General features: G+C 63.1%; 21 protein-coding genes. 2 read left to right on the forward strand and 19 right to left on the reverse strand.

Features of this window, described 5'->3' with window-relative positions; translation table 11 throughout:
• Nucleotides 1-212: 212 nt before the first annotated feature.
• The 8 genes from mfd to purR form a co-directional block, all read right to left on the reverse strand.
• Nucleotides 213-3,740 carry a transcription-repair coupling factor gene (gene mfd / locus HPY55_10665; GenBank protein ID NPV71089.1) on the reverse strand — a complete coding sequence of 1,176 codons (3,528 nt, stop codon included), beginning with the start codon at nt 3,738-3,740 and terminating at the stop codon, nt 213-215.
• Complete coding sequence (locus HPY55_10670) at nt 3,718-4,176, reverse strand: hypothetical protein (GenBank protein ID NPV71090.1); 459 nt, start codon at nt 4,174-4,176, stop codon at nt 3,718-3,720. The genes mfd and HPY55_10670 overlap by 23 nt, the downstream gene beginning before the upstream one ends.
• Before the next feature lie 62 nt (nt 4,177-4,238).
• The gene (locus tag HPY55_10675; GenBank protein NPV71091.1) at nt 4,239-4,796 is read right to left on the reverse strand and encodes an aminoacyl-tRNA hydrolase; all 558 of its coding nucleotides are present in this window, start codon (nt 4,794-4,796) and stop codon (nt 4,239-4,241) included.
• An 8-nt stretch (nt 4,797-4,804) separates the two neighbouring features.
• Nucleotides 4,805-5,455 (reverse strand): 50S ribosomal protein L25, encoded by a 651-nt coding sequence (locus tag HPY55_10680; GenBank protein NPV71092.1) that lies wholly within the window; start codon nt 5,453-5,455, stop codon nt 4,805-4,807.
• Nucleotides 5,418-6,146: a GNAT family N-acetyltransferase gene (locus tag HPY55_10685; GenBank protein NPV71093.1), complete on the reverse strand. Its 729-nt coding sequence runs from the start codon at nt 6,144-6,146 to the stop codon at nt 5,418-5,420. Before HPY55_10685 ends, HPY55_10680 begins: the two co-directional genes overlap by 38 nt.
• A complete protein-coding gene (locus tag HPY55_10690; GenBank protein ID NPV71094.1) occupies nt 6,115-7,065 on the reverse strand; it encodes a ribose-phosphate pyrophosphokinase in 951 nt (316 codons plus the stop codon). The genes HPY55_10685 and HPY55_10690 overlap by 32 nt, the downstream gene beginning before the upstream one ends.
• A gap of 17 nt (nt 7,066-7,082) precedes the next feature.
• Entirely contained in the window at nt 7,083-8,456 is a 1,374-nt protein-coding gene (glmU, locus tag HPY55_10695) for a bifunctional UDP-N-acetylglucosamine diphosphorylase/glucosamine-1-phosphate N-acetyltransferase GlmU (GenBank protein NPV71095.1), read from the reverse strand.
• A gap of 89 nt (nt 8,457-8,545) precedes the next feature.
• A complete protein-coding gene (purR, locus tag HPY55_10700; GenBank protein ID NPV71096.1) occupies nt 8,546-9,376 on the reverse strand; it encodes a pur operon repressor in 831 nt (276 codons plus the stop codon).
• 262 nt (nt 9,377-9,638) lie between these two features.
• Here purR and HPY55_10705 point away from each other — a divergent pair, with 262 nt between their 5' ends.
• Nucleotides 9,639-10,526, forward strand: a complete 888-nt coding sequence (locus tag HPY55_10705; GenBank protein ID NPV71097.1) for a hypothetical protein — start codon at nt 9,639-9,641, stop codon at nt 10,524-10,526.
• 97 nt (nt 10,527-10,623) lie between these two features.
• On the opposite strand, the gene HPY55_10710 is transcribed toward HPY55_10705, so the two are convergent.
• The 11 genes from HPY55_10710 to metG form a co-directional block, all read right to left on the reverse strand.
• On the reverse strand, nt 10,624-11,385 hold the full coding sequence (locus HPY55_10710) for an NTP transferase domain-containing protein (protein NPV71098.1): 762 nt from the start codon (nt 11,383-11,385) through the stop codon (nt 10,624-10,626).
• Nucleotides 11,382-12,272 (reverse strand): 4-(cytidine 5'-diphospho)-2-C-methyl-D-erythritol kinase, encoded by an 891-nt coding sequence (gene ispE / locus HPY55_10715; GenBank protein ID NPV71099.1) that lies wholly within the window; start codon nt 12,270-12,272, stop codon nt 11,382-11,384. Before ispE ends, HPY55_10710 begins: the two co-directional genes overlap by 4 nt.
• 47 nt (nt 12,273-12,319) lie before the next feature.
• A complete protein-coding gene (gene cphA / locus HPY55_10720; protein ID NPV71100.1) occupies nt 12,320-14,983 on the reverse strand; it encodes a cyanophycin synthetase in 2,664 nt (887 codons plus the stop codon).
• Between the two features lie 52 nt (nt 14,984-15,035).
• Entirely contained in the window at nt 15,036-15,884 is an 849-nt protein-coding gene (locus tag HPY55_10725) for a cyanophycinase (GenBank protein NPV71101.1), read from the reverse strand.
• Between the two features lie 112 nt (nt 15,885-15,996).
• Nucleotides 15,997-16,986: a hypothetical protein gene (locus HPY55_10730; GenBank protein NPV71102.1), complete on the reverse strand. Its 990-nt coding sequence runs from the start codon at nt 16,984-16,986 to the stop codon at nt 15,997-15,999.
• Between the two features lie 138 nt (nt 16,987-17,124).
• Entirely contained in the window at nt 17,125-17,406 is a 282-nt protein-coding gene (locus tag HPY55_10735; protein NPV71103.1) for a Veg protein, read from the reverse strand.
• 95 nt (nt 17,407-17,501) lie between these two features.
• Nucleotides 17,502-17,972: a hypothetical protein gene (locus HPY55_10740; GenBank protein NPV71104.1), complete on the reverse strand. Its 471-nt coding sequence runs from the start codon at nt 17,970-17,972 to the stop codon at nt 17,502-17,504.
• A gap of 43 nt (nt 17,973-18,015) precedes the next feature.
• A complete protein-coding gene (gene rsmA / locus HPY55_10745) occupies nt 18,016-18,918 on the reverse strand; it encodes a 16S rRNA (adenine(1518)-N(6)/adenine(1519)-N(6))-dimethyltransferase RsmA (GenBank protein ID NPV71105.1) in 903 nt (300 codons plus the stop codon).
• Between the two features lie 100 nt (nt 18,919-19,018).
• Nucleotides 19,019-20,104: a DUF348 domain-containing protein gene (locus HPY55_10750; GenBank protein ID NPV71106.1), complete on the reverse strand. Its 1,086-nt coding sequence runs from the start codon at nt 20,102-20,104 to the stop codon at nt 19,019-19,021.
• A gap of 63 nt (nt 20,105-20,167) precedes the next feature.
• On the reverse strand, nt 20,168-20,941 hold the full coding sequence (locus HPY55_10755; protein NPV71107.1) for a TatD family hydrolase: 774 nt from the start codon (nt 20,939-20,941) through the stop codon (nt 20,168-20,170).
• A 25-nt stretch (nt 20,942-20,966) separates the two neighbouring features.
• Entirely contained in the window at nt 20,967-22,976 is a 2,010-nt protein-coding gene (gene metG, locus HPY55_10760; GenBank protein NPV71108.1) for a methionine--tRNA ligase, read from the reverse strand.
• Between the two features lie 481 nt (nt 22,977-23,457).
• Here metG and HPY55_10765 point away from each other — a divergent pair, with 481 nt between their 5' ends.
• A complete protein-coding gene (locus HPY55_10765; protein NPV71109.1) occupies nt 23,458-23,709 on the forward strand; it encodes an AbrB/MazE/SpoVT family DNA-binding domain-containing protein in 252 nt (83 codons plus the stop codon).
• Nucleotides 23,710-23,728: the final 19 nt, after the last annotated feature.

Here is a 23,728-nt window from a genome sequence, read left to right on the forward strand (position 1 = left end):
CTAAACGGCTGCTTGTTCAATCATAGTATATAAGAGGGTTACTACTTTTATTCATTTTTGCCAATTGGATAGAAATGCCGCGTCTGCCCATCTCACCTCAGGCAGACTGCGGCTCCCACGGTTGCTGGTCTGGACATAATCGAAACGACGGTGACGCGGCGTCGCGAGCCGCGGTCCACGGCGCTCGCGCCGGACCACGGTCCGGCGACGCGCTACTGATCTGCGCCGGATGCCACCGGGGCGAGCGCCTCGAGGAATGACTCCGTCGCCAGGAGAAGCGCCGTCCTGCCCGCGCCGTCCACCTTCATGGATATCAACCCGCGCCCTGGCATCATCATCCTTCCGCGGTATTGCCTGACCAGGGCGTGCGCCCTGTCGGCGGGAAAGAGGCCCGGGTTGCCGATCCTGAACTCGATCCTGTCCTTGCCCTGGGAGATCGCGGTTATGCCCGCGCGTGCCGCCAGGATCTTCACGCGTGCGACGGTCAGGAGGTTCGCCGCCGGCGGCGGGATGGGGCCGAATCTGTCCTTCATCTCTTCAGCCACGACCTCGGCGTCCCCGGTCTCCCTTATCGCGGCGATCTTCTTGTACAGGTCCACCTTCTGCCGCGAGTCGGGAACATACGAATCGGGTAGGTACGCGTCGGCGAGCACCTCGATGCTTACAGCCGGCGGCTCCCTGAGCTCCTCGCCCTTCAGCTCGCGCACGGCCTGCTCGAGCAGCCTGCAGTACATGTCGAATCCCACCGAGGCGATGAATCCGTGCTGCTCAGCGCCGAGAATGTTGCCGGCCCCGCGGATCTCGAGGTCCCTCATCGCGATCTTGAAGCCGGAGCCGAACTCGGTGAACTCGCGTATCGCCTCCAGCCTCTTTTCGGCCTGCTCCTGGAGCACTTTGTCCCTGCGATACATGAAATACGCGTACGCGAGCCTGTTCGACCGCCCGACCCTGCCCCGGAGCTGGTAGAGCTGCGCCAGCCCGAGGTGGTCGGCGTCCTCGACTATCAGGGTGTTGACGTTGGCGATGTCGAGCCCGGACTCGATGATGGTCGTGCATAGCAGGATGTCGTACTCGCCGTCGAGGAACGCGAGCATCGTCTTTTCGAGCCGGTCCTCTCGTATCTGCCCGTGTGCGACGGCTATCCTCGCGTCCGGTACGAGCGCCCTCAGCCGCGACGCCACGCGCTCGATGGTCTGGACGCGGTTGTGCACGTAGTACACCTGGCCTCCCCTGTGCAGCTCGCGCGCGACAGCCGCCCTGACGAGGTCATCGCTCTGCTCGACCACGAACGTCTGCACCGGGAACCGGTCCTCGGGCGGTGTCTCGATCACGCTCATGTCGCGGAACCCGGTGAGCGCCATGTGCAGAGTCCGGGGTATCGGGGTGGCGGTGAGCGTGAGGACGTCTACCGTTTGCTTCAGCCTCTTTATCTTCTCCTTGTGTGCAACCCCGAACCGGTGTTCCTCGTCTACCACGAGGAGGCCCAGGTTGTTGAATGCTATGTCGTCCTGCAGAAGCCGGTGCGTGCCGATGACGATGTCCACGGTACCGAGCCGCAGGTCCTTGACCACCTGGTCCTGTTCCTTCGGCGACCTGAACCTGCTGAGAACCTCCACGCGGATCGGGTAGTCCTCGAACCTTTCGCGGAACGTGTTGAAGTGCTGTTGGGCCAGGATGGTCGTCGGCACGAGCACCGCTACCTGTTTGGAGTCGTTGACCGCCTTGAAGGCCGCCCGCATAGCGACCTCGGTCTTGCCGTACCCCACGTCGCCCACGAGGAGGCGGTCCATCGCCCGTGGCCCTTCCATGTCCCCCTTGATTTCCTCCGTGGCCTGCCTCTGATCGGGGGTCTCCTCGTATTTGAAGGCGTCCTCGAACTCGCGCTGCCACGATGTGTCGGGGGAGAACTGGAATCCCTTCGACGCCTGTCTGATTGCGTAAAGGTGCAGGAGGTCTCTGGCCAGTTCCCGCACGGACTCCCTGACACGGTTCTTGACGCGCGACCACTCCGTGCCGCCGAGCTTGTTAAGTCTGGGTTCCTGTCCTTCGCCCCCGATGTACTTGTGGATCAGATCGGACTGGTCCGTGGGGACGTAGAGCGCATCCGCTCCAGCGTACTTGATGAAGAAGTAGTCCTTCTGCGCCCCCTCGATTTCGAGGGTCTTGACCCCGAGATACCTGCCGATCCCGTGGTTGACGTGAACCACGTAATCCCCGACCTTCAGGTCCTCGAATATGCCCGTAAGCCTCTCCCTGGGCTGCGCGCTCGTCCGCTTCCGCTTCGTCTTCCCGTATATCTCCCCGTCGCCGAGAACCGTCAGCCTCAACGCGGGTATCTCCATTCCCTCCGACACAGCGCCGGTCGTCACGATTACCTGTCCCTCGCGCGGTTCGCGGTCGAGTGACTCTGCGGTGACGACCTCGACGCCCTCCACCTTCAGCGTCGCCGACAGCGCGCGGACGCGGTCCGCGTTCGCTACCACGCACGCGACCGCCGCCCCGGCGGTTTTCCGGCCCTTCAACTCCTGAATGAGAGAATTCCATTGCCCGTGGAACGATGGGGCGGGCCGGGCGCCGAACTGCGCCAGGTTACGGGCATCTCTGCCCTCTATCAATCTTGGGAGCACCGACAAGTGTACCACCTGGAAACTGAATACTCGCTCCATCACTCGCTCGAAGGATTCATAGGCGAGGGCCTCGGCGGGAAGCAGCGCCCCCTGCGACAACCTCGAGGAATACGCGTCGCGGGCATCCTTCTCCGTCTGCTCGGACGATTCGCGGAGCCTCGGATAATCGTCGAGGATCACGACGGAGTCTCGCGGGACGTGGTCGAGAAGGCTGGCCGTCTCCGGGTAGAAGTACGGGAGGTAGTTCTCGACGCCCTCGAAAAAGCGAGCCTCGGAAATGCATTCGAGGTGGAACCGCACCTTTGTCTTGAGCCTGTTCGCGGACGACCTGTGCCCGGCCGCCTCGAGCTTCTTTACCGACGACTCGAGCTCGGCCCGTATCCGCGCCAGCCCTTCCCCGATCCTGTCTTCGCCGACGAGGAATTCCCGCGCCGGCCCGATGATGAGCGAGGTAATCGCGTGGGACGACTTCTGGGATATTGGGTCAAATTCGCGGATGGACTGCAATTCGTCCCCAAAGAACTCCAGCCTCACGGGGGATTCCCGCGACGGAGGGAACACGTCGACGATCCCGCCGCGGACCGCGTACTGGCCGCGGCCCTCGACTATGTTAAGTCTCTCGTAACCCGCGCGGGCGAGAGCCGCCGAGATCGTTTCCAGCCCGGCTTCGTCGCCGGCCCTTACCGTAAGACAGGCGTCGCGTATCACCCCGGGCGGGACGACCAGCCTGTGCAGGGCGGTGATGGGCGCGACAATTATGGGCCGCCCACCCGTGGCGAGCCGCTCCAGGACGGAGACCCTCCCGGCTTCCATCTCACCGCTGCGCGCCACTATCTCGAACGGGAGCGCCTCGAGCGGAGGGAACAGGCAGGCCTCACCCGCGCCGAGCCAGGATTCGCATTCCTCGACGAATCTCTCGGCCTCGACTATGTTGGACGTAACCACGAAGACGGGGCGTTTTGTGAGTTCGCGGATTGCCGCGGGCACCAGTGACCTGCTCGAGCCGGATACTCCCGTGATAGACTGGAGATTCCAGCCCTCCTCCAGGCCGCTGATCAGGGAGGCGAATCCCTCGTGGTCCCGCAGCGTCCTAACGATTCCCCTCAGGGGCACTACCCATTCCTCCGGTAACCAGCAAGTTCCAAAGAAAGTGGAGGGCGATTCCCGCTCCGATCCCAGCCGGAAGCGACCCCGCCGTCCTCCAGGCGAAAGCGGTCGCCCCACCGAACGCGGCGTGTCCAAGCACGCTCGCCAGGGCCGCAGCCCCTCCGCGACGGGGGGAGCGCCATAAATCGTAGACCGACTCTGCAAGTCCGAACAGGATGTGCGCCGGGACGACCGGGGAACCCAGTAGTACCGCGGGGACCGTTTTGACAATCTCCTCGGTAAACGGCGCTGCGAGCGCTGCCCGCGCCTCACCCACGGACTTCGACAAAGCGCGATTGACCGAAAACGCAAGAGCGACGGAAACGGCGACCGCGGGGAGGAGGCTGCGCAGGGCGCCCAGCAGGGCGCCCGCTTGCGTGCTGGAATACATACCTGCCTGCATGAGGCTATTATTCGAGCGACGGGAGACCCGTATGCCGTCGACGGGAACGCCGTTCAACCGCGCTACGAATTGTGCCTCGATATCGCCGCCTCGTAACCCAGGTCAATGATGGCGGCCACAGCGCCGACGGCCGCGTCCAGCAAGGCCGCCATCGCCTCCTCCTCCGCCACACTGAATGGCGTAAGTACGTAGTCTACGGGATCGATACCCTCCGGCGGCCTCCCGACGCCCAGCTTGAGCCGCGGGAACTCCTCCGTGCCCAGGGAGTCGATGATCGATTGCACGCCCCTGTGGCCCCCGGATGAACCCCTCAGCCTGATCCTCAGGCGCCCAAACTCGAGATCCATGTCGTCGTGGAGCACGAGAAGGTCGGCCGGCCCTTCCCCCATGGCCTCCAGTGCCCTCCGGACACTCTGCCCGCTCAGGTTCATGTAAGTCAGGGGTTTCAATATGGTAATGCGCTGTCCCCGGATCATTCCAGAACCGGACACGCCCTGCCAGCATGTCCGGTTCAACGAAATCGAAAGCCTTTCCGCTATCAGGTCGGCCACGCGGAAACCCAGGTTGTGTCTGGTAAACCGGTAAGCCGGTCCCGGGTTGCCAAGGCCGGTGATGAGCATACTCGACCCTACTCCTCTTTCGCTTCCTCGTCCTTGCCCTTCTTGATTACCTCGGGCTCGGCTCCTTCAGGCGCGGCCTCCGGAGCCTCGACTTCCTCCTCGGCCCTCGGCGCGAGCACCGATATCACGAGCTCGTCCGGCTCTTCGAGGAGCTTCACGTTCTCCGGGATCTTGAGGTCACCCGCCGTCACGTGGTCGCCGGGATTGAGGTCGCCGACGTGCACGGTGATGCGGTCGGGCACCGCGGCCGGGAGGCACTCCACCTCGACCTCGCGCATCTGGTGCTGCAGAATGGCGCCCTTCGCCTGCAGCTCTTCCTCGCCCACCAGGTGGATGGATACCCTGAGCTTGATCTTCTCCTCCAGGTTGACCTCGCGGAGGTCGACGTGAAGAGGCGTGTACTTCACGGGGTCCTCCTGGATCTCCTGGATCATGGCGTTCTTCGTGACGACGCCGCCGGGCCCCTCAATACGCACCTTCAAAAGGACGTTCCTGTCCCCGCGCGCCGCTTTCTCGAACGTCTTCCTGTCAAACACCAGCGGTGTGCTTTCGGTGCTCTTTCCGTAGATTACCGCCGGAAGCTTCCCCTGAGCCCTGAGCCTCCTGGCCACGCCCTTTCCGCTACCCCTCAATACCGCGCTGATCTCCACCTGTTCCATATTCGATCCTCCTCGGACGCCGTGATTCCCTGATCATGATCATCCATTTCCCCTGACTATCGCTGGTAAAGCCCGCCTCGACGAAACCGAACGACGTGTACATCGCCACCGCGGGCGTGTTTGCCGGCCTGACCTCGAGCCTCACCCTGAAGACCCCGCGCCTTTCCAGGTAATCCAGCCCGGCCTGCACGAGAGCGCTCCCGAGTCCCCTCCCGCGATACTGCGGACTCACTGCTACCGAGAGTATGCGCGCATCCACGTACGGGCCGCCCGTGAGCGCGGACGACATGAATCCAACCTTGTCAGCCATCAGCGCCCCGACCGGCCTCATCCTGAAACCATACTCCCCACGGATCCACCGGCCGATCCATCTTAGCACGTGCCCGCGCAGGAGCGCTATCTTCCACAGTCTTAAAGTACTCGATGGGGCGAATATATAACCCGCTACCCTGCTCTCGTCCCTGGCCACGTGGAAACAGCCCGGTTCGGAATCGAGGCAGGCGCGGAATAGGTCCTCTATAGCCTTGAGAGGGACAACGTCCCCGAACATGTGGGTGACGCTGTCGCGGAAAGACTCGGCGAAAACATCCGCGACCTGCGGGAGGTCGCTTTCCAGCACCGGGCCGTACTCGAACATGGCGGCTTCCCGGGACACACGGTTAGTCGAACAACTCCGATACAGACAGGTCATCGTGTATCCTCGAGATCGCCTCCCCGAGGAGCCTCGCTACGGACAGGACCTTGATTTTCCCGCCGGCGTCGCCCTTCCCGAGCGGGATCGTGTTGGTCACGATGACTTCCTTGATCGGGCTCTTCTCTATCCGCTCGATTGCTGGGTGGGACAGCACGGGGTGGGTACAGCACGCGTACACCTCGCGGGCGCTCTTCCCCAGTATGGCTTCCGCGGCCTGGACGATGCTTCCGGCGGTGTCTATCATGTCGTCTATGATGATGGCAGTCTTTCCCTTTACCTTTCCAATTATGTTCATAACCTCGGCCACGTTCGGCTCCGGCCTGCGCTTGTCCACGATCGCGATAGGCGCCCGCAGTTTATGCGCCATGTCCCTCGCGCGCGACATGCTCCCCACGTCCGGCGAGACGATGACGATGTCCTCAAGTCCCCTGTTGGAGAAGTACTCCGAGAGTATGGGGATCGCCGACAGGTGGTCGACGGGGATATCGAAGAACCCCTGTATCTGGCCCGAGTGAAGGTCCATTGTGAGGACTCTTCCGGCACCCGCGGTGGTTATGAGGTTGGCGACCAGCTTTGCGGTAATCGGTTCGCGGCCCCTCGTCTTGCGGTCCTGCCGCGCGTATCCATAAAAAGGAATCACGGCGGTGATGCGCCTGGCCGAAGCCCTGAGCAGGGCGTCCATTATGATGAGGAGCTGCATGAGGTTGTCGTTCACGGGCGAGCACGTGGACTGGATGACGAAAATGTCGCAACCCCGGACGTTCTCGTTGATGATGACGCGTGTTTCCCCATTGGCGAACCTGCCAAGCTCTATCTTACCGAGCGGAAGGTCGAGATGCCGCGCGATTTCGGCGGCGAGATCAGGCGCGCTGCTGCCTGCGATTATCTTCAGCTTGTTGCCGTTCCCTTCACTCATGCGCGCTCTTCCTCCCTTTACGCTTTTCCCGCCTTACGCCTGGCCCAGTCCCGCTTGTTCTCCTGACGCGCGCGGGCGATCGCCAGGGCCCCCTCCGGGACCTCCTGGTTGACGGTGGATCCGGCGGCGACGTACGCATTGCTTCCCACCTTCACCGGAGCCACGAGGTTGGCGTTGCACCCGATGAAGGCGCCGTCCTCTATCACGGTCCTGTGCTTGCGTTTACCGTCGTAGTTGACGGTCACGCAGCCGGCCCCCATGTTGACCCCCGAGCCGATGTCCGCGTCGCCCACGTAGCTATGATGCGGGACCTTGGAGCCACTGCCGATGACGGAGTTCTTGACCTCGGCGAAGTTTCCGACCCTGGCCCCCAACTTCAGCGTAGTGCCCGGTCTTACGTGGCTGAACGGCCCAACCCTGACTTCGTCCTCAAGCGTGCTCCCCTCCACCACCGAGAACTCGATGACGCACCCGTCCCCTACCGAGGTATCGACAAGCCTCGCCGAGGGCCCGATCGTGCACCCACAACCTATCGCCGTTCGCCCCTCCACGAAGGTGAACGGCTTGATGACGGTGTCCGGGCCGATCCGGGCGTAGTCGTCGATGAACACCGAGGCGGGGTCCTGGATGGTGACACCCGAGAGCATGAGCGCGTCGAGCCGCCTCTCCTTGAGTACGGCCTCGGCCAGCGCCAACTGCTTGCGGTCGTTGATCCCCATTACCTCGAGGGGGTCGTCCGCTTGCACCGTGCCGACCCGGAAGCCCGCCGCGACGATAATCTCCAGGACGTCTGTCAGGTAATACTCCCCCTGCGAGTTGTCGGGGCGTATGCGCCCGAGCGCCTCGAACAGCGGCCCGGCCTTGAAGCAGTATACGCCGGTGTTGATCTCGCAGATCCGCAGCTCGTCCGGAGTGCACTCGCGGTGTTCGACGATCCTCAGGAAGCCGCCGTTCTCGTCGCGGATGATGCGGCCGTAACCGGAGGGGTCGCCGAAGACCGCTGTGAGCACTGTCGCGCCGTTACCGGCGTCGTCGTGAGCGTCCGCGAGCCTTGCTACCAGAGCCGGGGGGAGCAAGGGCATGTCCCCGTAAAGGACGACGACGTCACCGTCGAAACCCTGGAGAATTGGGGCGGCCTGCATCACGGCGTGGCCCGTGCCCCGCTGCTCCGCCTGGAGCGCGTACTCGATTCCGTCCCCCAGCGCCCTCTTGACCCTGTCGGCCTGGTGCCCCACTACAACGACAAGCCGCGCCGGATCTATGTCCTTCGCGGCGTCGACTGCGTAAGTTATCATGGGCCTGCCCCTGAGCGGGTGCATGGTCTTCACCAGGGAGGACTTCATCCTGGTCCCCAGGCCCGCCGCGAGTATGATCGCGGCAACCTCGCGCATTAATGGCGCACCTCCGTTGGTATTATACCACAGGGCGGATCGATTTCCTGTAACGAGAAGCCCTGGGAAGTCCGGTAATCCTGGCCATTCTAGCGACCCTCCTCCGGCACCCAGCCGGCGGGGCCGATTTTGACGCGCCTCTCCGTCTCGTCCACCGCTTCCAGCACGGCGAGCGCCAGGAACTCATCCACCAGCTTCTTACCGGGCTCCGACGTGGCCACGACCACGCACGTACCGGCTACGGTGACGTCGAATTCACCCAGGAGGTCGGCAATGCCCTTCGCCGTCCCGCCCGCCTTCATAAAGTCGTCAATCACGAGCGCCTTCGAGCCCGGCTGAAGCGCCCTTTTGGGCAGCGACATGGTCTGGATACTCCTGGTCGACCCCGACACGTAGTTGATGCCCACGGACGACCCTTCGGTGACTCCACTGTCCCTGCGGCATACGACCAGCGGGAGGTCCATCGCCCGCGCGGTCATGAGCGCGATCGGGATGCCGCGGGTCTCCATGGTCACCACGTAGTCGATACCCTCGCCGGCGAACTTCGTGGCGAACACCTCGCCGATCTCCCAGGCCAGTACGGGAGAGTTGATGAGGTCGGTCATGTACAGGAATCCACCGGGTAGTATTCTATCGGGCGAAGACAACATTCCGCACACGGAGAGAGCGATGCGCCGGATGTCCGCCACCGGCCTGCTGGGGACGTACTTGACGCCTCCCGCGGCGCCGGCCATGGTGACTATCCTTCCGGCGCCGGCGTCTTCAATGCCCCGCCTGACAATCGCGAGGTCTTCGCTTATCGTCGACTTGGCTGCCCCGAAGCGGTCCGCGAAGGTGGACAGCGACAGCACGGCGGAAGGCCGCTCGATCAGGGATTTCACGATGAAGGCTATCCTCTCACCCCTGTGGGCCCTGGCCATTAACCTCACTCCCCCGGTTGGGATCCCGAACGTTCGCCGTTGTGGCTAATTGCTTCATTCACCTTTTCAGGAATTGTTTCCACACCGCGGACGCGAAACCTTCAACGATTAACCGGTCTGCCCCTGGTCGCCCGGCCCCGCGCGGCGAATGAATGTCGAAAAGTTGAGGCCCGGGTCACTTGAGTTGCCAGTTCGCTTCCAGTAGAATGATCCGTACGGGGGGTCGATTGGGCCGGGGCTACTCACAGGAGAGTGGTCAGCCTTGCCGAGCGTCCTGCTGGTTCCGTTACTCGCGTGTACGCTCATCGCGAACGTGTCCCCGTGCATCCCGCGTCACCCATCGCGCGAAAACTCACTGCGCCACAGCATCCCCATTCCGCGCCTGGCCTTCGAGGCCAGCATCCGTGCGGGGGAAAACGGCGTGAAACCGGACCGCCCCCTCGTGCTGGCGCTAACCGTCCCGTCTCACGGCGCGAACGCCCTCGTACATCTCGTCAAAAACGGCGCCATAACGCTCGAGGACGCCTGCGACGGAAAAACGCAGGTGGTCCCGCCTTCAGTCGCCGCCGCGCCGCGGAGCGCCGGCCGCCGTAGTCGCCCCACGGACCAACGTGTTGAGATCAGTTACCTTCCCCGTAGCGGCTGGAAGCCATCCGCAGTTCACTCAATAACGGTGCGCTTCAGGAAGGCCCCGCTTTGGAGGACTTCCTTTACGACGGGCCCGGTCGACCAGGACCCCCGGCCGGAACCGCCGCCGGGAACAGACCCACAGCCAGATCCGGGCGGGCCGGGCGACCCCGCCCCGCAGCCAGATCCGCAGCCTGATCCGCCGCCCATTGCGCCTCAACCTGATGTATACACGCTGACAGGACGCTTCGGGTGGGGGTCGCTGGACCCAAACACGATCGAGTTCTCCATCTCAAAGCCCACGACCATAACGGTGTCGTACAACTCGCTGGAGACTGTGAACAGGCAGTACCATCAGGAGGGGCTCTACTTCACGGTGGAGTCGCCTGGGGGGTTCGCTGGGCTATACAGGGGCGGGGGCGAGCGCAGCATCGATCTTCCGGCGGGTGACTACACCATTCGGGCCAAGTCATACCTCGGGGCGTCATACGCCACAATCACAGTCACTGTCCCACGAATCTAGAGGCGGCGGGGTTTTTCCCCGCCGCTCGATTCGTCATGCCCTCAATTCACCTGCTCTCAGTGCACCGGTCCCCGGTTAACAGGGCTGACTCCAGGCGTCATCCCCGGCCTCCCAGCATAGACCGCGCCAGTTCCAGATCCGACGGCTTGTCCACGTCGATCCCGATTTCCGGGAAAGCCGTGAACACGGCCTTTGCCCTTATGCCGTACAGCTTCAGCACCTTGTCCTCGGCCTCGCGGACGGTAAGCCTCTTGAACAGGAGCTTAATTGTGAACGAGACGCCGAGAACGGCGGCCATCCTGAGCGGCTTCTTCCTGTTCTCGACAAGGAACTCGAGGGTGTTCCTGAGTTTCCCGGCGGAGCCGAGCCTGGCTACGAACATGTTGCCCCCGGTGAACGTCCCATCCGCCGTGGCCGCGTACGTGCGCTTGACGCCCGGGAATCGCTCCTCGGCCACCTCCTGGCTCACAATCGGGTAGTAGAAGTCGGCGTCCTCCACCGAGCACTCGGAAATGAAGCCGTCGACGACTTGCGGGGTGATTAGCGGGATGTCGCACGTGCACACAAGCGCCTTGTCCCGGCCGGGAAGGGCTTCAAAGCCCCTCGACAGGTTGTCGAGCATACCCCCGCCCTGCTGCACATACCGTGTTCGGCTGCTGCGAATCCGCTTGCCGAGGACGTCCCCGGGACCGACGACCACGATGCCGCTGACAGAAGAGGCCCCCTCGAGGGCGTCGATCACGTACTGCAACATCGGCTCCCCGGCGATGTCAATGAGCGCCTCCCACTCTTCGGCAGACGCGCCTTTCAGCCTCCCCTCGTTTACCCTGCCGGCGAGTACCACCGCGTCGAGGCTCATATGCTCGCCCCCCCGTGAAGCGACCGGACGACCATCGTATGTTCTATGCCGCGCTCGCCCTCGAATCCCGAGAGCATCTCGGCAGCGTGCTCCCTGTCCCTGGTAATGGCAACAACCGTGGGCCCGCTCCCCGAAACGATAGCGCATAGCGGCGAAAACCTCTTCAGCCTGTCGATGATGCTCCCGACCTCAGGCACCAGCCGTTCGACCGGCCCCTGCAGGGCATTGCCCATTCCGAAGGCCATCCTCTCCACGTCCTGGCTTATGATACCGTCGAGCACCAGCCGCTCGTCGCCGCCGTCACTGCCGCCGCCGTTGTCGAACTCCGCGTACGCCTCGGCGGCAAGGAGGGACGGCGCCGGCTTGACGAGCGTCATCCAGAACGGCGGCGCGGGTGTGATCACGCGGACCTTCTCGCCCCTTCCGTGCACGAATGCCGTCTGGGGCGAAAGCGCGAATGGGACATCCGAGCCGATCTCGGCCCCTACCTGGAGCATTTCCTCCGTCGTAATGTCGAGGCCCCACAACCTCGCGAGGCCGGTGATGCACGCCGCCGCGTCCGAGCTACCCCCGCCGAGTCCCGCGGCCACGGGGATGCGCTTCCTGATGAAGATGTCCGCGCCCCTGTCCGGGGCGAACCGTTGCTTGAGGAGTTCCGCCGCCCTTGCGGCGATGTTGTAGGAACCGTTCTTGGGGTTCTGGGGGATGTCGGGGTTGTCGCAGGTGACGGTGATCAGACCGTCCAGGCGGTCTGTGAGGACGACATCGTCGCAGAGGTCGATCTTTTGCATGATGCTTCGAACCTCGTGGTAGCCGTCACCTCTCAGGGAGAGAATCCTGAGAGTCAAATTGATTTTAGCGTGCCCCTTGACGGTTATCTGATCCACTGCGGCACCCCTGGGGGACTATTCCACGCGGCCCCACCAACACCTCCCTATACCTGCTCAGGCACGGTTCCGGTGGGCAGGGCCTGGCCCTCTACTCCCTGAATGGATATCGCTTCAGCGCGCAAGTCTTCGAGGGCGCCCAGTACAACATTGTACTTCTCGTAGAAGACCGCGACAAGATCCCCCGGGCGGGCCATTCTGATCGCGTGCCGTACCGCCTCCCCCTCGTCCAGGACGATTTCCACATCATCGAGGTTCCGCCCTGCTTCGACGATACCCCTCCCGAGGAGCGACGCGATCTCCCCGGGCTTCCGGCCCCGCAGGTCGGAGTCCTCTTTCAGGACGATGAAATCGAATCCCCTCGCGGCCACCCGGCCGAGGTTGATTACGGCCTCATCCCGCCTGTCGCCGGGCGAAGTCACCACGCCGATCAATCTGCCCCGCTGCCTTATCGCCTTCAGGGTCTCGATCGTCCGCTGAAGCGCCGCCGCGTTGTGGCCGTAATCGACCAGCACCCTGACGTCGCCGACGCTGAAGAAGTCGAGGCGCCCCGGGTTCTCGGAGTCGCTCCCGAAGTACTTGAGGGCATCGCGTATGGTTGCGAGGGGGACCCCCAGCGCCACACAGGCGGCGGTCGCGGCCAGGGTGTTCTCTATGTTGTGCCTGGCTCTACCGCGGAGACACACGGGCACGCACCGTGCCTGGACGACCTTCCGCTCCGAATCGCCGGTGACTACGCATATCATCCCGCGTTTCAGTATTACCGCGCTTCCCCCGGCGGACAGGTGCCTCTTTACAAGCAGGTTGTCGTTGGAGAGGGTGAAAAATATGATCCTCCGCCTGCAGCGCTCGATCATGTTCAGCACGACGGGATCGTCCGCGTTCAGCACGGCGAAGCCATCCGGCTTCACCGCGTCCAGCACCACCGACTTCACGCGGCTCAGATCCTCAAGGTTGTCGATCCCGCCCTGTCCAAGGTGATCGTCCGTGACGTTGGTCACTACGGCCACGTCGCACTGGTCGAAGCCGAGCCCCCACTTCAGGATCCCACCCCGCGCGGTCTCGAACACGGCCGCCTCGACGCGCGGGTCCATCAGCACTGCCCGCGCGCTCCGCGGTCCGGCCGTATCGCCTCCCAGGACCTTATACCCGGCGATGAACACGCCGTCCGTCGTCGTCATGCCGGTGACCAGGCCGTGCTGCGTCAGGACGTGCGATATCATCCGCGTCACCGTGGTCTTACCGTTCGTGCCGGTGACTGCCGCCAGCGGGATGCGGGACCTGCTGCCGGGCGGGAAGAGGTGGCGCACGATCGCCTCGCCGGCGTCACGCGCGCGCCCATGCGAGGGGTAGTGGTGCATCCGGATACCGGGCCCCGCGTTGACCTCGATGACCGCCCCGTTTTCGTGGCCCAGGGGCTCGTAGATCGAGTTCATGACCACGTCGATGCCGGCCACGTCCAGGCCGATTATGGCGGCCGCGCGGGCGACGGTCCTCGCGGTGTCGGGGTGGACCTCGTCGGTGACGTCGATGGCTATCCCGCCCGTGCTGAGATTGGAGTTGTCGCGGAGGTATACTATCTCCCCCGGCTCGGGGACGTGCTCGAGGCTCAGCCCCCGGCGGGCCAGCGTGTTCACCACTATGCGATCGACCCTGATCTTGGTCAGGGGTTTCTCGTGTGACTCGCCCCTGCGGGGGTCGGAGTTGGCGATCTCGACGAGCCGGCGGACACTGTGAATCCCGTCCCCCACGACGTGCGCGGGTATCCTCTCCGACGCGGCGACCACCCTGCCGCCCACCACGAGAACACGGTAGTGCCGCCCCGTCACGAACTTCTCGATCAGCACCCTCTTGCTGTACTTCTTCGCAAACCGGTACGCGTCGAGCAGCTCGCGCTCGCTCGTAAGATTCAGCGATACCCCCTTGCCCTGATTGCCGTCGACCGGTTTGACGACGACCGGGTAGCCGAGATCGGACGCAAGCCTTCGCGCCTCCGCCTCGGTGACCGCCACATCCCCCGCAGGCACCGGAATTCCGCTGGAACGGAGGATGCTGTTGGCGAGGTTCTTGTCCTTGGCAACGTCCACGGCGACGCAGGACGTGAGGTCCGTGACGGTGGCCTCGACGCGCCTCTGGTGCACTCCGTAGCCGAGCTGCACCAGGCTGGAGTTGTCGAGCCTCATGACGGGGATGCCGCTGCGCCTGGCGGCGTCGGCTATCGCGCGGGTGCTCGGCCCGAGACCCCCCGAGAGTATGAGGCGCCTTATCCTTTCGACCGTCCGTGACGCGTCGCAAGGGGCGCCGGACGCCACGCACTGTACCAGCCTGACAGCAGCCCGCCCCGCCTGGATTGCGGCGCCGGCCTCGCTTGACTCGAACACTATCCTGTAGACGCCCTTGCGAGAGGTCGCCCGGGTTTTCCCGTAGAACACGGACGCACCCGCAAGCGCTTGAAGTTCGAGGGCCACATGCTCGATCACGTGGCCCAGTAAAGTGCCCTCTCTAAGCCTCTCGACGAAACCGCCCGGGCGTCCCACCGAACAGTAGTGCTCCGCAAGGCCTGGGACCAGTCTGAGGATCCTGGCGGTGAACTCCAGAATCTCGCTCGTCAGAACGTCGTCGAACTTCCCGAGGTCTATCAGCATCTCGACCACGGGGCTCCTGCTGTGGACGTTGGGCCCTTCCACGACCCTGATGTCCACCAACCTCATCGACAATCCCCCACAATCGAAGACTAGGCTGTGCAAACCCGGCCGTCCGTATTCATCGAACGCCCCCGTCACTGGAAGGCGTTTCCTCGACCTCGCGGGGGAAAAGCGGCTCGCGACGCGAAAGGTCGAATCCGTATCCGGGCGCCAGGGTGTGTACCACGGCGCCCAGCACTGCCACCGGTTTATACAGGTCTTGCTCGGACACACTGGAGTGGGCCAGGCGCTTCCCGTCGATTACGGTTACGGTGCCTGACCCGGCAACCCTGAACCTGGCTTCGGGGTCGACGATGATAGCCGTGTCCTCGTCTATCCCGACGCCAAGTATGTACGGGTTCTGCGCCACCGCGAGCATGAGCCTGCCTGTGCGGCCGCGCTGGGCGAAATGCTGGTCCACGACAACCTCTTCCAGGAGGCCCATGCCCGGGGCCATGCGTACGGCGAAGTTCAGTGGGGTTTCATCGCCCTCGCCCTCGATTATCATGGTGTCACTCATGGCGGACGCGCCAGCGCTCGTCCCCGCTATGACTACGCCCTGCTCGTACGCGCGCTGCAATGCTTCATACACTCGGGTCCCGCCGAGAAGGCTCGTTATCCGCAGCTGGTCGCCCCCGGTAAAAAACACGCCCGTCGATTCCGCCAGCGTGGCGGCGTTCCCCGGCCTCGCCGCATCGCTCCGCGTCTCTACGTGCAGGACTTCGACTGACTTTACCCCCAGCCTGAGGAATATCTCCCGATACTCCCGGCCGGTGGCCTCCTGATCCACGGACGCGACAGTCATGATCGCCATCCTTGCCTCGTTTCCTCCCGCCAGCCGCACCACGAGACGCAGTATCTCCATATCGTCGTCCTTGTCCTCCGCACCACCGATGATCACCAGATTCCCCCGGACCTTACGACCCATAACTCCCTCCACATATCGGCCTTCAATGAGTGTCCCCGACGTGCGGAAAAGCAAACTGGAAGCGACAGCCCGCTTCCAGCCACGTGTGGCGTGAGGTCCGCGATATGCCTGGCTAAATCACGATGTCGAGCAGCTCCATGACGTTCGTTATGCGGCTGCAGATCGTCGCGCGGTCTGAACCGGCCCCCAGGAGGCCCACCGCCGCGCCGTCCTCGGTGACTACCAGCGAGCCGCTGTCGCCGGGTTGCCCCATGGCCGAGGTGACTATCTGATCCACGAAGTAAGCCTCGCCAACCTCTCCAAGGGAGATTTTGAGCGTCGTACTTATGACCTTGACGACCCCCGTGGTCAATCCGGTGGTCCGGCCGCTTTTCTTCACCTTCATGCCGATCTCGACGTCACGATATGCGCTGACCGCCCCCACTTCCATTATGTCCGCCTTGATCATGTCCTCGGAGACCGGGCGGGCAACTGCCGCGTCAACAAGGTTCTCCCTGCTGGACTTCCGGACGAATTGCATCTCGTACGACGGTTGGACCGCGCGAAGCATCATGTTTGCGACACCCTCCGCCGCCAGCGCCAGAGGGCACGTTGCCCTGCTCGAGACCCTGCATATCGGCACGAATCTCTCGAGGTAAGCGACTACATCCTCTGCCTGGCCGCCGTCATACCGCCCGGGCTGGAGTATGGGGTCTCCAACGCGCGCGCGACCGTCCCTGCCGTCCGTGATGTTGGCCAGCACGTGGTTGTTTGACAGGATGAGGGGCTTTCCCGTCTTTCTATCCCTGACGACGGCTCCGAACGTGCCCGCCGTTACCTTAGGGTGGCCGATGCTGCTGCCCGGCACGGCCGGCCGCACCTTCTCGGTCCGGTCGAGCAGCATTATCTCACCTACCTCAATGACGTCCGTCGCCACCCTGTTGATCTGCTTCGGGATGCAGTGAGCCACCGGTACATTCGAACTGGGGAGTTTCTTCTTGACCAGGACCGTGACAGAGGTCTCTCCGGTGGAGTTCCCGCGGACTTCCTTGTTGCCGATTCCCACGCCGACCACGTTGTCCAGATGGAGGAGACCGTATTTGCGGCTTTTCAGTACGCTCATCAGCCTCTGCACCCGCCTTCTCCTCCCTTCCCCTACTTCTCCGGTAACATGTTATGCAAACCGGAGTGCCGTTGCGCCGCAAGGAGCGGGAAAAAGAAAAGCCCCCTCGCTGTGCGAGAGGGGCGCGGGTTTGGAGCCTTATGCCGTCTTGCTCAGGGCAGAAACGCTGAACTCGTTATTCTCGCCTTCAACCTGAATCCTGACCGTCCTCGTGAGGACGTCCGAATACGTATACGACACTCGCCTCGGGACGGGTGAAGCGTTAACCTTAACGACGAATATGTTCGGGTACGTGCGCTCCAGGATCCCCTCATCCATCTGGACCCTGCGGCGGCTCTTCATCGTCTTCACAGTGATGCGCTTGCCTACGTGGCCCTCGAGCCCACTGCGTATGTCGCCCAGCACACCCTTTGAAGCCATACGCTCACGCCCTTTCAGGGGACAAAAAAGACGCCCCCCTTATGTCAACTATTATACCACGCCGGGGGACTTTTGGCAATTGGCTGAATTTTGACTTACTTGCTGTACTTGTCCGCTACCTTCGAGGCCCCGTACGAGTTCGGCTTGATCTTGGCGTCGAAACCGCTTCCCGCGACCATGCCGACGATCTCGCGGATCAGGTCCTTGGTCTCGCCGTTCTTGCCTATGTCGAGGTGAATCTCGATATTCAGGTTGGAGTGGCCGTTCTGCGCCATCTTCTCGTACAGCCGGCTCGCCACGCCCAGGCTGAGTGCGGCCTCGTAGAATATGCGCTGCCTGAGCGATGCCATCTTCCGGTCCTTGGACCGGTGGTAGTAGTAACGGCCGCCCTTGCCGATGCGGTGGATTATTACCGCAGTGACGAAACACACCTCGTCGCGGCTGTGGGAGTCGGTCCCGATTATCAGCTTGTAGTTGTCCTTCGGCGACTCGGACACGTAGCCGACGATGTCCTTGAACATCGCGTCGAAACTCATGCTCCCCTTGGTAGGACTGACGAACATCATCGAGACCTCACCCCCTTTTGACCACATCTGACCTTAAACAAGTCTAGCACTGTGTTTTTCCTTTTGCAAACTCCGCGCCCAGCGCCCGTGCGAGTTCGGCGAACTCCGGAATCGAGAGCGTCTCCGCCCTGCGCGCCGGTTCGATCCCCGCGCTCTCCAGTGCCCCCCGCACGGAATCGCGCCCGAACAGGCCGCGCAGCGCCGCGGCAAGCGTCTTACGACGCTGGCCGAACGACGCTCTGACCACCTTGAAGAAAAATGCCTGGTCGGCCACGCCGGCGGGCGGTTCCTCGCGCACGTCCATGACCACTATGGCCGAGTCGACCTCAGGGGCGGGCATGAACGCGGCCCGCGGGACGCTCGAGTACACGCGGGGCGTCGTCCAGTACTGGCAGGCCACCGAGAACGCGCCGTACGCTTCGTCGCCGGGCCCTGCGACGATCCGCCTCGCGACTTCCTTCTGGACCATGAACACGAGGCGGTTGACCGGCGCCCCGGAGAACAGGACGTTCACGATTATCGGGGACGTGGCATAGTAGGGCAGGTTTGAGACGACCTTCCACGGGCGGGCCGCGCCCCCGCCTGCGGCGGCAGTCGTGGCCGGTTCAACTCGTTCCATGGCCGCCTTGAGGTCGATCTTCGCGGCGTCGGCGCGGAACACGGTCACGTTGCCGAAGTGTGCCGTGTGCGCCTCGGCCACGGGTATGAGGCTCCTGTCCAGCTCGATGGCGACGACGCGGCGGCACAGTGGGGCGAGCGCCACAGTGAGGGTCCCTATCCCGGGTCCGAACTCGACGACACAGTCGGACTCGCGAGGGTCGACGGCCGAGATGACCTTTGCGAGGATGTTCTCGTCCACCAGGAAGTTCTGACCGAGAGAACGCTTGAGCGAGAGACCGTGTCGCCTTAGCACCTCCGCGACGACCGACGGTGACGTGAGCTTCACCGGGCTTCCGCCGGCGGATGGCCCACCGGAAAGCAAAACGGGCGGTGGATTAACCCCCCCGCCCGTGCCGGTCGCCGGAGACGAGTTCACACTGCGGTCCTCAGAGGACGTAGACCTTGGTTCTTTTCCTGCCCCAGCGCAGGGCTTCCATCTTCGATTCGAAGCAGACATCGATCCTCGAACCCTTGATTGCCCCTCCCACGTCGCCCGCCACGGCGAACCCGTAGCCGTCGACGTAAAGCCTCGACCCGAGCGGTATCACGCGGGGGTCGACCGCCACTATCCCGAAGCCGGCGCGCAGGCCGGTGGACGTGTACCCGTCCGCCGAGGCGCCGGTGCTCTCGGGGCCCGGTGTGTACGCGGTCGCCACGACCTCGAGCGCCTTCTTGAACCTTATGCTGTGGCCACCGCGCGAGACTACGCCGCTCGACCCCATGGCGATCACCTGGGGGACCGGTCGCTGGACCATCTTCTCGCTGATCGTGGCCGTACTTACCACCTTGCCGCCCCGCTTCAGGAGCCGCACGACTACCTCCTTCAGGCCGTTGCGGCCCTGCTGAACCACTTTCGATATGCCTATTTCGAGGCTCGAGTCCTCGTGGCGCTCCGTCTGGAACGGTATCGCTACTTTCTTCGTCACGATCTCCTCGGTCAGACGCGTCACGGATATCGTCATCCCGGAGACCACTTCGGTGTCGGGCGGCGGGTTCACGAGATCCCCGAGGGACAACTCAACACCGGATTCCGCGAGGGCATCCCTCACCAGCGTCCCCGCCACGCGCACGTCAACAGAATTCCCGTCGACCATCACCTTCACCGGTAACGAACGGTTCACGATGATGACCGAGCCTGGCCTCGCCAGGGACGAGAGGTCGGGCGACACCACATCGCCCGGCTCGAGCCGGACACCAGCATCCGAAAGTATCCCGGCGACCGGCACTCCGCGCCGGTTGACCTGCACAGCGCGCCCGTCGGCCACAACGGTCACGGAAGCGCCTGCGTTCAGCGAATTCAGCGCGACACCCGAAATGAGCGCTACAACGGCGGCGGCCGCTATCGCGGCGCCGATTCTCTTGTCAGCCATGTTTTTAACCAGCGTCCTCACCCTGATACCAGCCTTAGACAGATTAGCACCCCCCAGGTATGGGATGAGAGAATTCGACAGGCCGGCTTCACCTTCCTTCACAGGCACCTGCTGAGGAAAGATGCAGCTTTTGCCAGCTATTATACCCAGCAGTCGCCGGCCTATTCACGACGGGGGGATGCCGAACACCCTTCGCGTATTCGATGAGGTGAGTTCCGCGATTCTATTGAACGGAATGCCCCTGAGTCTCCCGAGTTCCTCGGCCACCTTGACCACGAACGAAGGCTCGTTCCTCTTCCCCCTGAACGCCTGGGGCGTCAGGTAGGGGCAGTCCGTCTCAACCATGATCGTGTCCTTCGGGGCCAGCCTCGCCACCTCGCCGAGCCGTCTTGCGTTAGGATACGTAACAGGTCCGGCGAATGATACCAGGAACCCCATCTTCAGGCACTCTCTCGCCATAGGCCAGTCTCCGGAGAAGCAGTGCATCACGCCACCCACCCTGGCCGCGCCCTCCTCCTTCAGGATGGCCACCACTTCGTCGTGCGCGTCGCGGTCGTGGACGATGATTGGTTTTCCCAAATCTATCGCGAGCCGGAGAAATACGCGGAACACCTCGCGCTGTACCGGCCGTGGCGACAGGTCCCTGTAGAAGTCGAGGCCGATTTCCCCCACTGCGACCGCCTTCGGGTCCGAGAGCATCGAGCGGTATCTTGCCAGGTCGGCCGGGACGAACTCCTTCGCATCGTGCGGGTGTACCCCCGCCGCGAAGTAGACGCCCGGGTACCGCCCCGCCAGGTCCATGGCGCGCTGGGACGAGGCCCTGTTGAACCCGACGTTCACTATGATGGCCACACCCGCGGCAGCCGCGCGTTCCACGACCTCATCCCTGTCACGGTCGAAGTCGGGCATATCGAGATGAGCGTGCGAGTCTATGAGCACTGGTACACCACCGGCCCCTCTCCTGTCAGGATATCCTGCTACCGGGCGGAATGTCTGAGTCGGTCGTAAGCAGCACGAGGTCCTCGTCGCTGGAGGCCGCCAGGAGCATCCCCTTCGACTCGATACCCCTTATCCTGGCCGGTTTCAGGTTCGCCAGTACAATTATTTGTTTGCCTATCAGGTCTTCGGGCCGGTACTGGGCGGCTATGCCGGATACTATTTCCCGCGTGGCATCGCCCAGGTCTATCGAGAGCCTCAGGAGCTTGTCGGCTCCGGGCACCTTTTCGGCGGATACCACCCTCGCGACCCGGAAGTCCATCCTCTTGAACGCGTCAATAGTGACTTCCTCCGCGCTGGCGGCTCCGGCGGAGCCCGCCTGCGGTGAGAAGCCTGTCGCCGCCGCTTGCGCGGGGGCGTTCCCACCGGCGGAGGTGATGGAGGCCGCGCTCTTCTTCGTAGCGTCTACAGGCGCCCTGGTCTCGGGGTCGATCCTCGGGAATAGCGGGCTGCCCCGGCGCGTCACGGTGCCTGGCTTGAGACCTCCCCACTCGGTGAGCTCACGGAACAGGCCCTCCCTCGGCGAGCCCTCCACTCCCAGCTGGGTCCATATCCTCTCCGGCGTGTCGACGAGATACGGGGTCAGCGCCACGCCCAGTATCCGCAGGCATTCGCCGAGGTAGTAAATGGCCGTGGCAGCCCTGCCGGTCTGGCCCTGTCTCATCAAGGCCCACGGCGCCACCTCGTCGATGTACTTGTTTGCGCGGGATACCAGTCGCCACAGGTTTGCTATCGCTCCCGAGATCTCGAGCCGCTCCATTGATTGCTCCATATCCCGCACGACGCTGCCCGCGAGCGTCCGGAGCTCGGCGTCCAGCGGCGTCTCCTCACCTGGCCCGGGGAACTTCCCCCCGAAGAACTTCTCCGCCATGACCAGGGTCCTGTAAAGAAGGTTGCCCAGATCGTTGGCGAGGTCGGAGTTTATCCTGGCGACCAGCGCGTCCTCGGAGTACACGCCGTCGGCGCCGAACGGTATCTCCCTCAGGAGGAAATGCCTTATCGCGTCCAGGCCGTACTTGTTTACGAGGGTCACGGGGTCGATGACGTTGCCCCTGGACTTCGACATCTTGCCTCCCTCGAGCACGAGCCAGCCGTGACCGAACACCTTCTTCGGGAGCGGCAGGTCCAGGGCCATCAGCATGATGGGCCAGATTATAGTGTGAAACCTTACTATCTCCTTGCCGACCAGGTGCACGTCGGCGGGCCAGTACTTCGCGAACCTCTCAGGGCTGGCGGGGAATCCCGCCGCCGTGATGTAGTTCGTGAGCGCGTCGAACCAGACGTAGACCACGTGCCTGGGGTCGTCCGGGAGCAGTATGCCCCAGTCGAACGTGGTCCTGCTCACACACAGGTCCTCGAGCCCGCTCTTGATGAAGCTCACCATTTCGTTCCGGCGGGAAGCCGGCTGGATGAAATCGGGGTTGTCCTCGATGTACTTCAGCAGGCGCCCCGCGTACTTGGACATGCGGAAGAAGTAGCTTTCCTCGCGGAGCCTTTCGAGAGGCTTGTCGTGGTCGGGGCACTTGCCGCCCTCAGACCCTTTGTACTGGGCTTCGGTGTAGTAGGCCTCGCAGTCGGCGCAATACCAGCCCTCGTACTGCGACTTGTATATGTCCCCCTTCGCTTCGATTCGCCTGAATACTTCCTGAACGGCGAGTTCGTGGCGCTTCTCGGTCGTCCTGATGAAATCGTCGTAGCTTATCTTCAGGGTCGACCACAGCTCCCTGATGCCGGCCACGATGTTGTCGACGAATTCCTGGGGCGTCTTCCCGGCCGCCTGCGCGCGCCTCTGGATTTTCTGGCCGTGTTCGTCAGTCCCGGTCAAAAAGAACACATCATACCCCTGGAGCCGTTTGAACCTCGCGATCGCGTCGGCCGCGACAGTCGTGTACGCGTGGCCGATGTGCAGCCTGTCGCTCGGGTAGTAAATCGGAGTTGTGATGAAGAACGACGGTTTGTTCTTACCTGCCGGACTCATGAGTATTTCCCCCTCAAAAGAAATGCCCCCGTCCTACAGGGACGAGGGATCTCGTGGTACCACCCTTGTTCGCGCCGGTATCGCTACCGCCGCCTCGGCGAGTGCCCGCCGGCACCCCGGCATTCTAACGGCTGCCGTCCGTCCGACCCTACTGCGCGCCGCCGGCGCTTTTAAGGTTGGAGCTCGGGGGCCATGTTCGGCCGTCCGCCCTCGCGCCGGCTTTCACCTGATCCGGCTCTCTACCGCGTGGCTCGCGACCTACTCTTCCCCCTCATCGCTGGAAGTAATCCAGTTAATGCTGAATATAGCGAACGCGACTGGCGATGTCAAGCTGAGCAGGTGAGTCCCACCAGGCGGAACAAGCCCCTCCATTTGTCGAACGGTTTTTCCAAGATTTTCTGCCAATCTGGTTGACTGTTATTGGGTTTTCTGGTATGTTCTTGTCAGGTTGTCGAAACGTGTAGAAAAGAGGTGACATCTCATGATGAAGTCCACCGGGATCGTGCGGAAAGTAGACGAGCTCGGGCGCGTGGTGATCCCCATCGAACTTCGGCGGACGCTGGACATTGAGGAAAAAGATTCACTCGAAATCTACGTGGACGGCGACAAGATTATCCTCCGTAAGTACGAGCCCGCCTGCGTGTTTTGTGGAAACGCGCAGAACGTCGAGCATTTTAAGGGGAAGAACGTCTGCAAGGGCTGCCTGGCGCAAATGTCGTCCAAGGTCGTCTGAACGAGTGTTGCTCCGGCCT

It is taken from the genome of Bacillota bacterium, from assembly GCA_013178305.1.
GTDB lineage: Bacteria > Bacillota > Sulfobacillia > JABLXB01 > JABLXB01 > JABLXB01.

Excerpts from the sequence above, each read along its gene's own strand:
- purR (NPV71096.1), bottom strand. The coding sequence starts at position 9,376 with ATGGCCAGGGCCCACAGGGGTGAGAGGATAGCCTTCATCGTGAAATCC.
- HPY55_10740 (NPV71104.1), bottom strand. The coding sequence starts at position 17,972 with ATGATGTTCGTCAGTCCTACCAAGGGGAGCATGAGTTTCGACGCGATG.
- HPY55_10765 (NPV71109.1), top strand. The coding sequence starts at position 23,458 with ATGATGAAGTCCACCGGGATCGTGCGGAAAGTAGACGAGCTCGGGCGC.
- HPY55_10675 (NPV71091.1), bottom strand. The coding sequence starts at position 4,796 with ATGCTCATCACCGGCCTTGGCAACCCGGGACCGGCTTACCGGTTTACC.
- HPY55_10685 (NPV71093.1), bottom strand. The coding sequence starts at position 6,146 with ATGACCTGTCTGTATCGGAGTTGTTCGACTAACCGTGTGTCCCGGGAA.
- cphA (NPV71100.1), bottom strand. The coding sequence starts at position 14,983 with ATGAGGTTGGTGGACATCAGGGTCGTGGAAGGGCCCAACGTCCACAGC.
- HPY55_10735 (NPV71103.1), bottom strand. The coding sequence starts at position 17,406 with ATGGCTTCAAAGGGTGTGCTGGGCGACATACGCAGTGGGCTCGAGGGC.
- glmU (NPV71095.1), bottom strand. The coding sequence starts at position 8,456 with ATGCGCGAGGTTGCCGCGATCATACTCGCGGCGGGCCTGGGGACCAGG.
- HPY55_10670 (NPV71090.1), bottom strand. The coding sequence starts at position 4,176 with ATGCAGGCAGGTATGTATTCCAGCACGCAAGCGGGCGCCCTGCTGGGC.
- metG (NPV71108.1), bottom strand. The coding sequence starts at position 22,976 with ATGAGTCCGGCAGGTAAGAACAAACCGTCGTTCTTCATCACAACTCCG.
- HPY55_10710 (NPV71098.1), bottom strand. The coding sequence starts at position 11,385 with ATGAGCCTCGACGCGGTGGTACTCGCCGGCAGGGTAAACGAGGGGAGG.
- HPY55_10730 (NPV71102.1), bottom strand. The coding sequence starts at position 16,986 with ATGAGCGTACTGAAAAGCCGCAAATACGGTCTCCTCCATCTGGACAAC.
- HPY55_10680 (NPV71092.1), bottom strand. The coding sequence starts at position 5,455 with ATGGAACAGGTGGAGATCAGCGCGGTATTGAGGGGTAGCGGAAAGGGC.
- HPY55_10690 (NPV71094.1), bottom strand. The coding sequence starts at position 7,065 with ATGAGTGAAGGGAACGGCAACAAGCTGAAGATAATCGCAGGCAGCAGC.
- HPY55_10725 (NPV71101.1), bottom strand. The coding sequence starts at position 15,884 with ATGGGTCGTAAGGTCCGGGGGAATCTGGTGATCATCGGTGGTGCGGAG.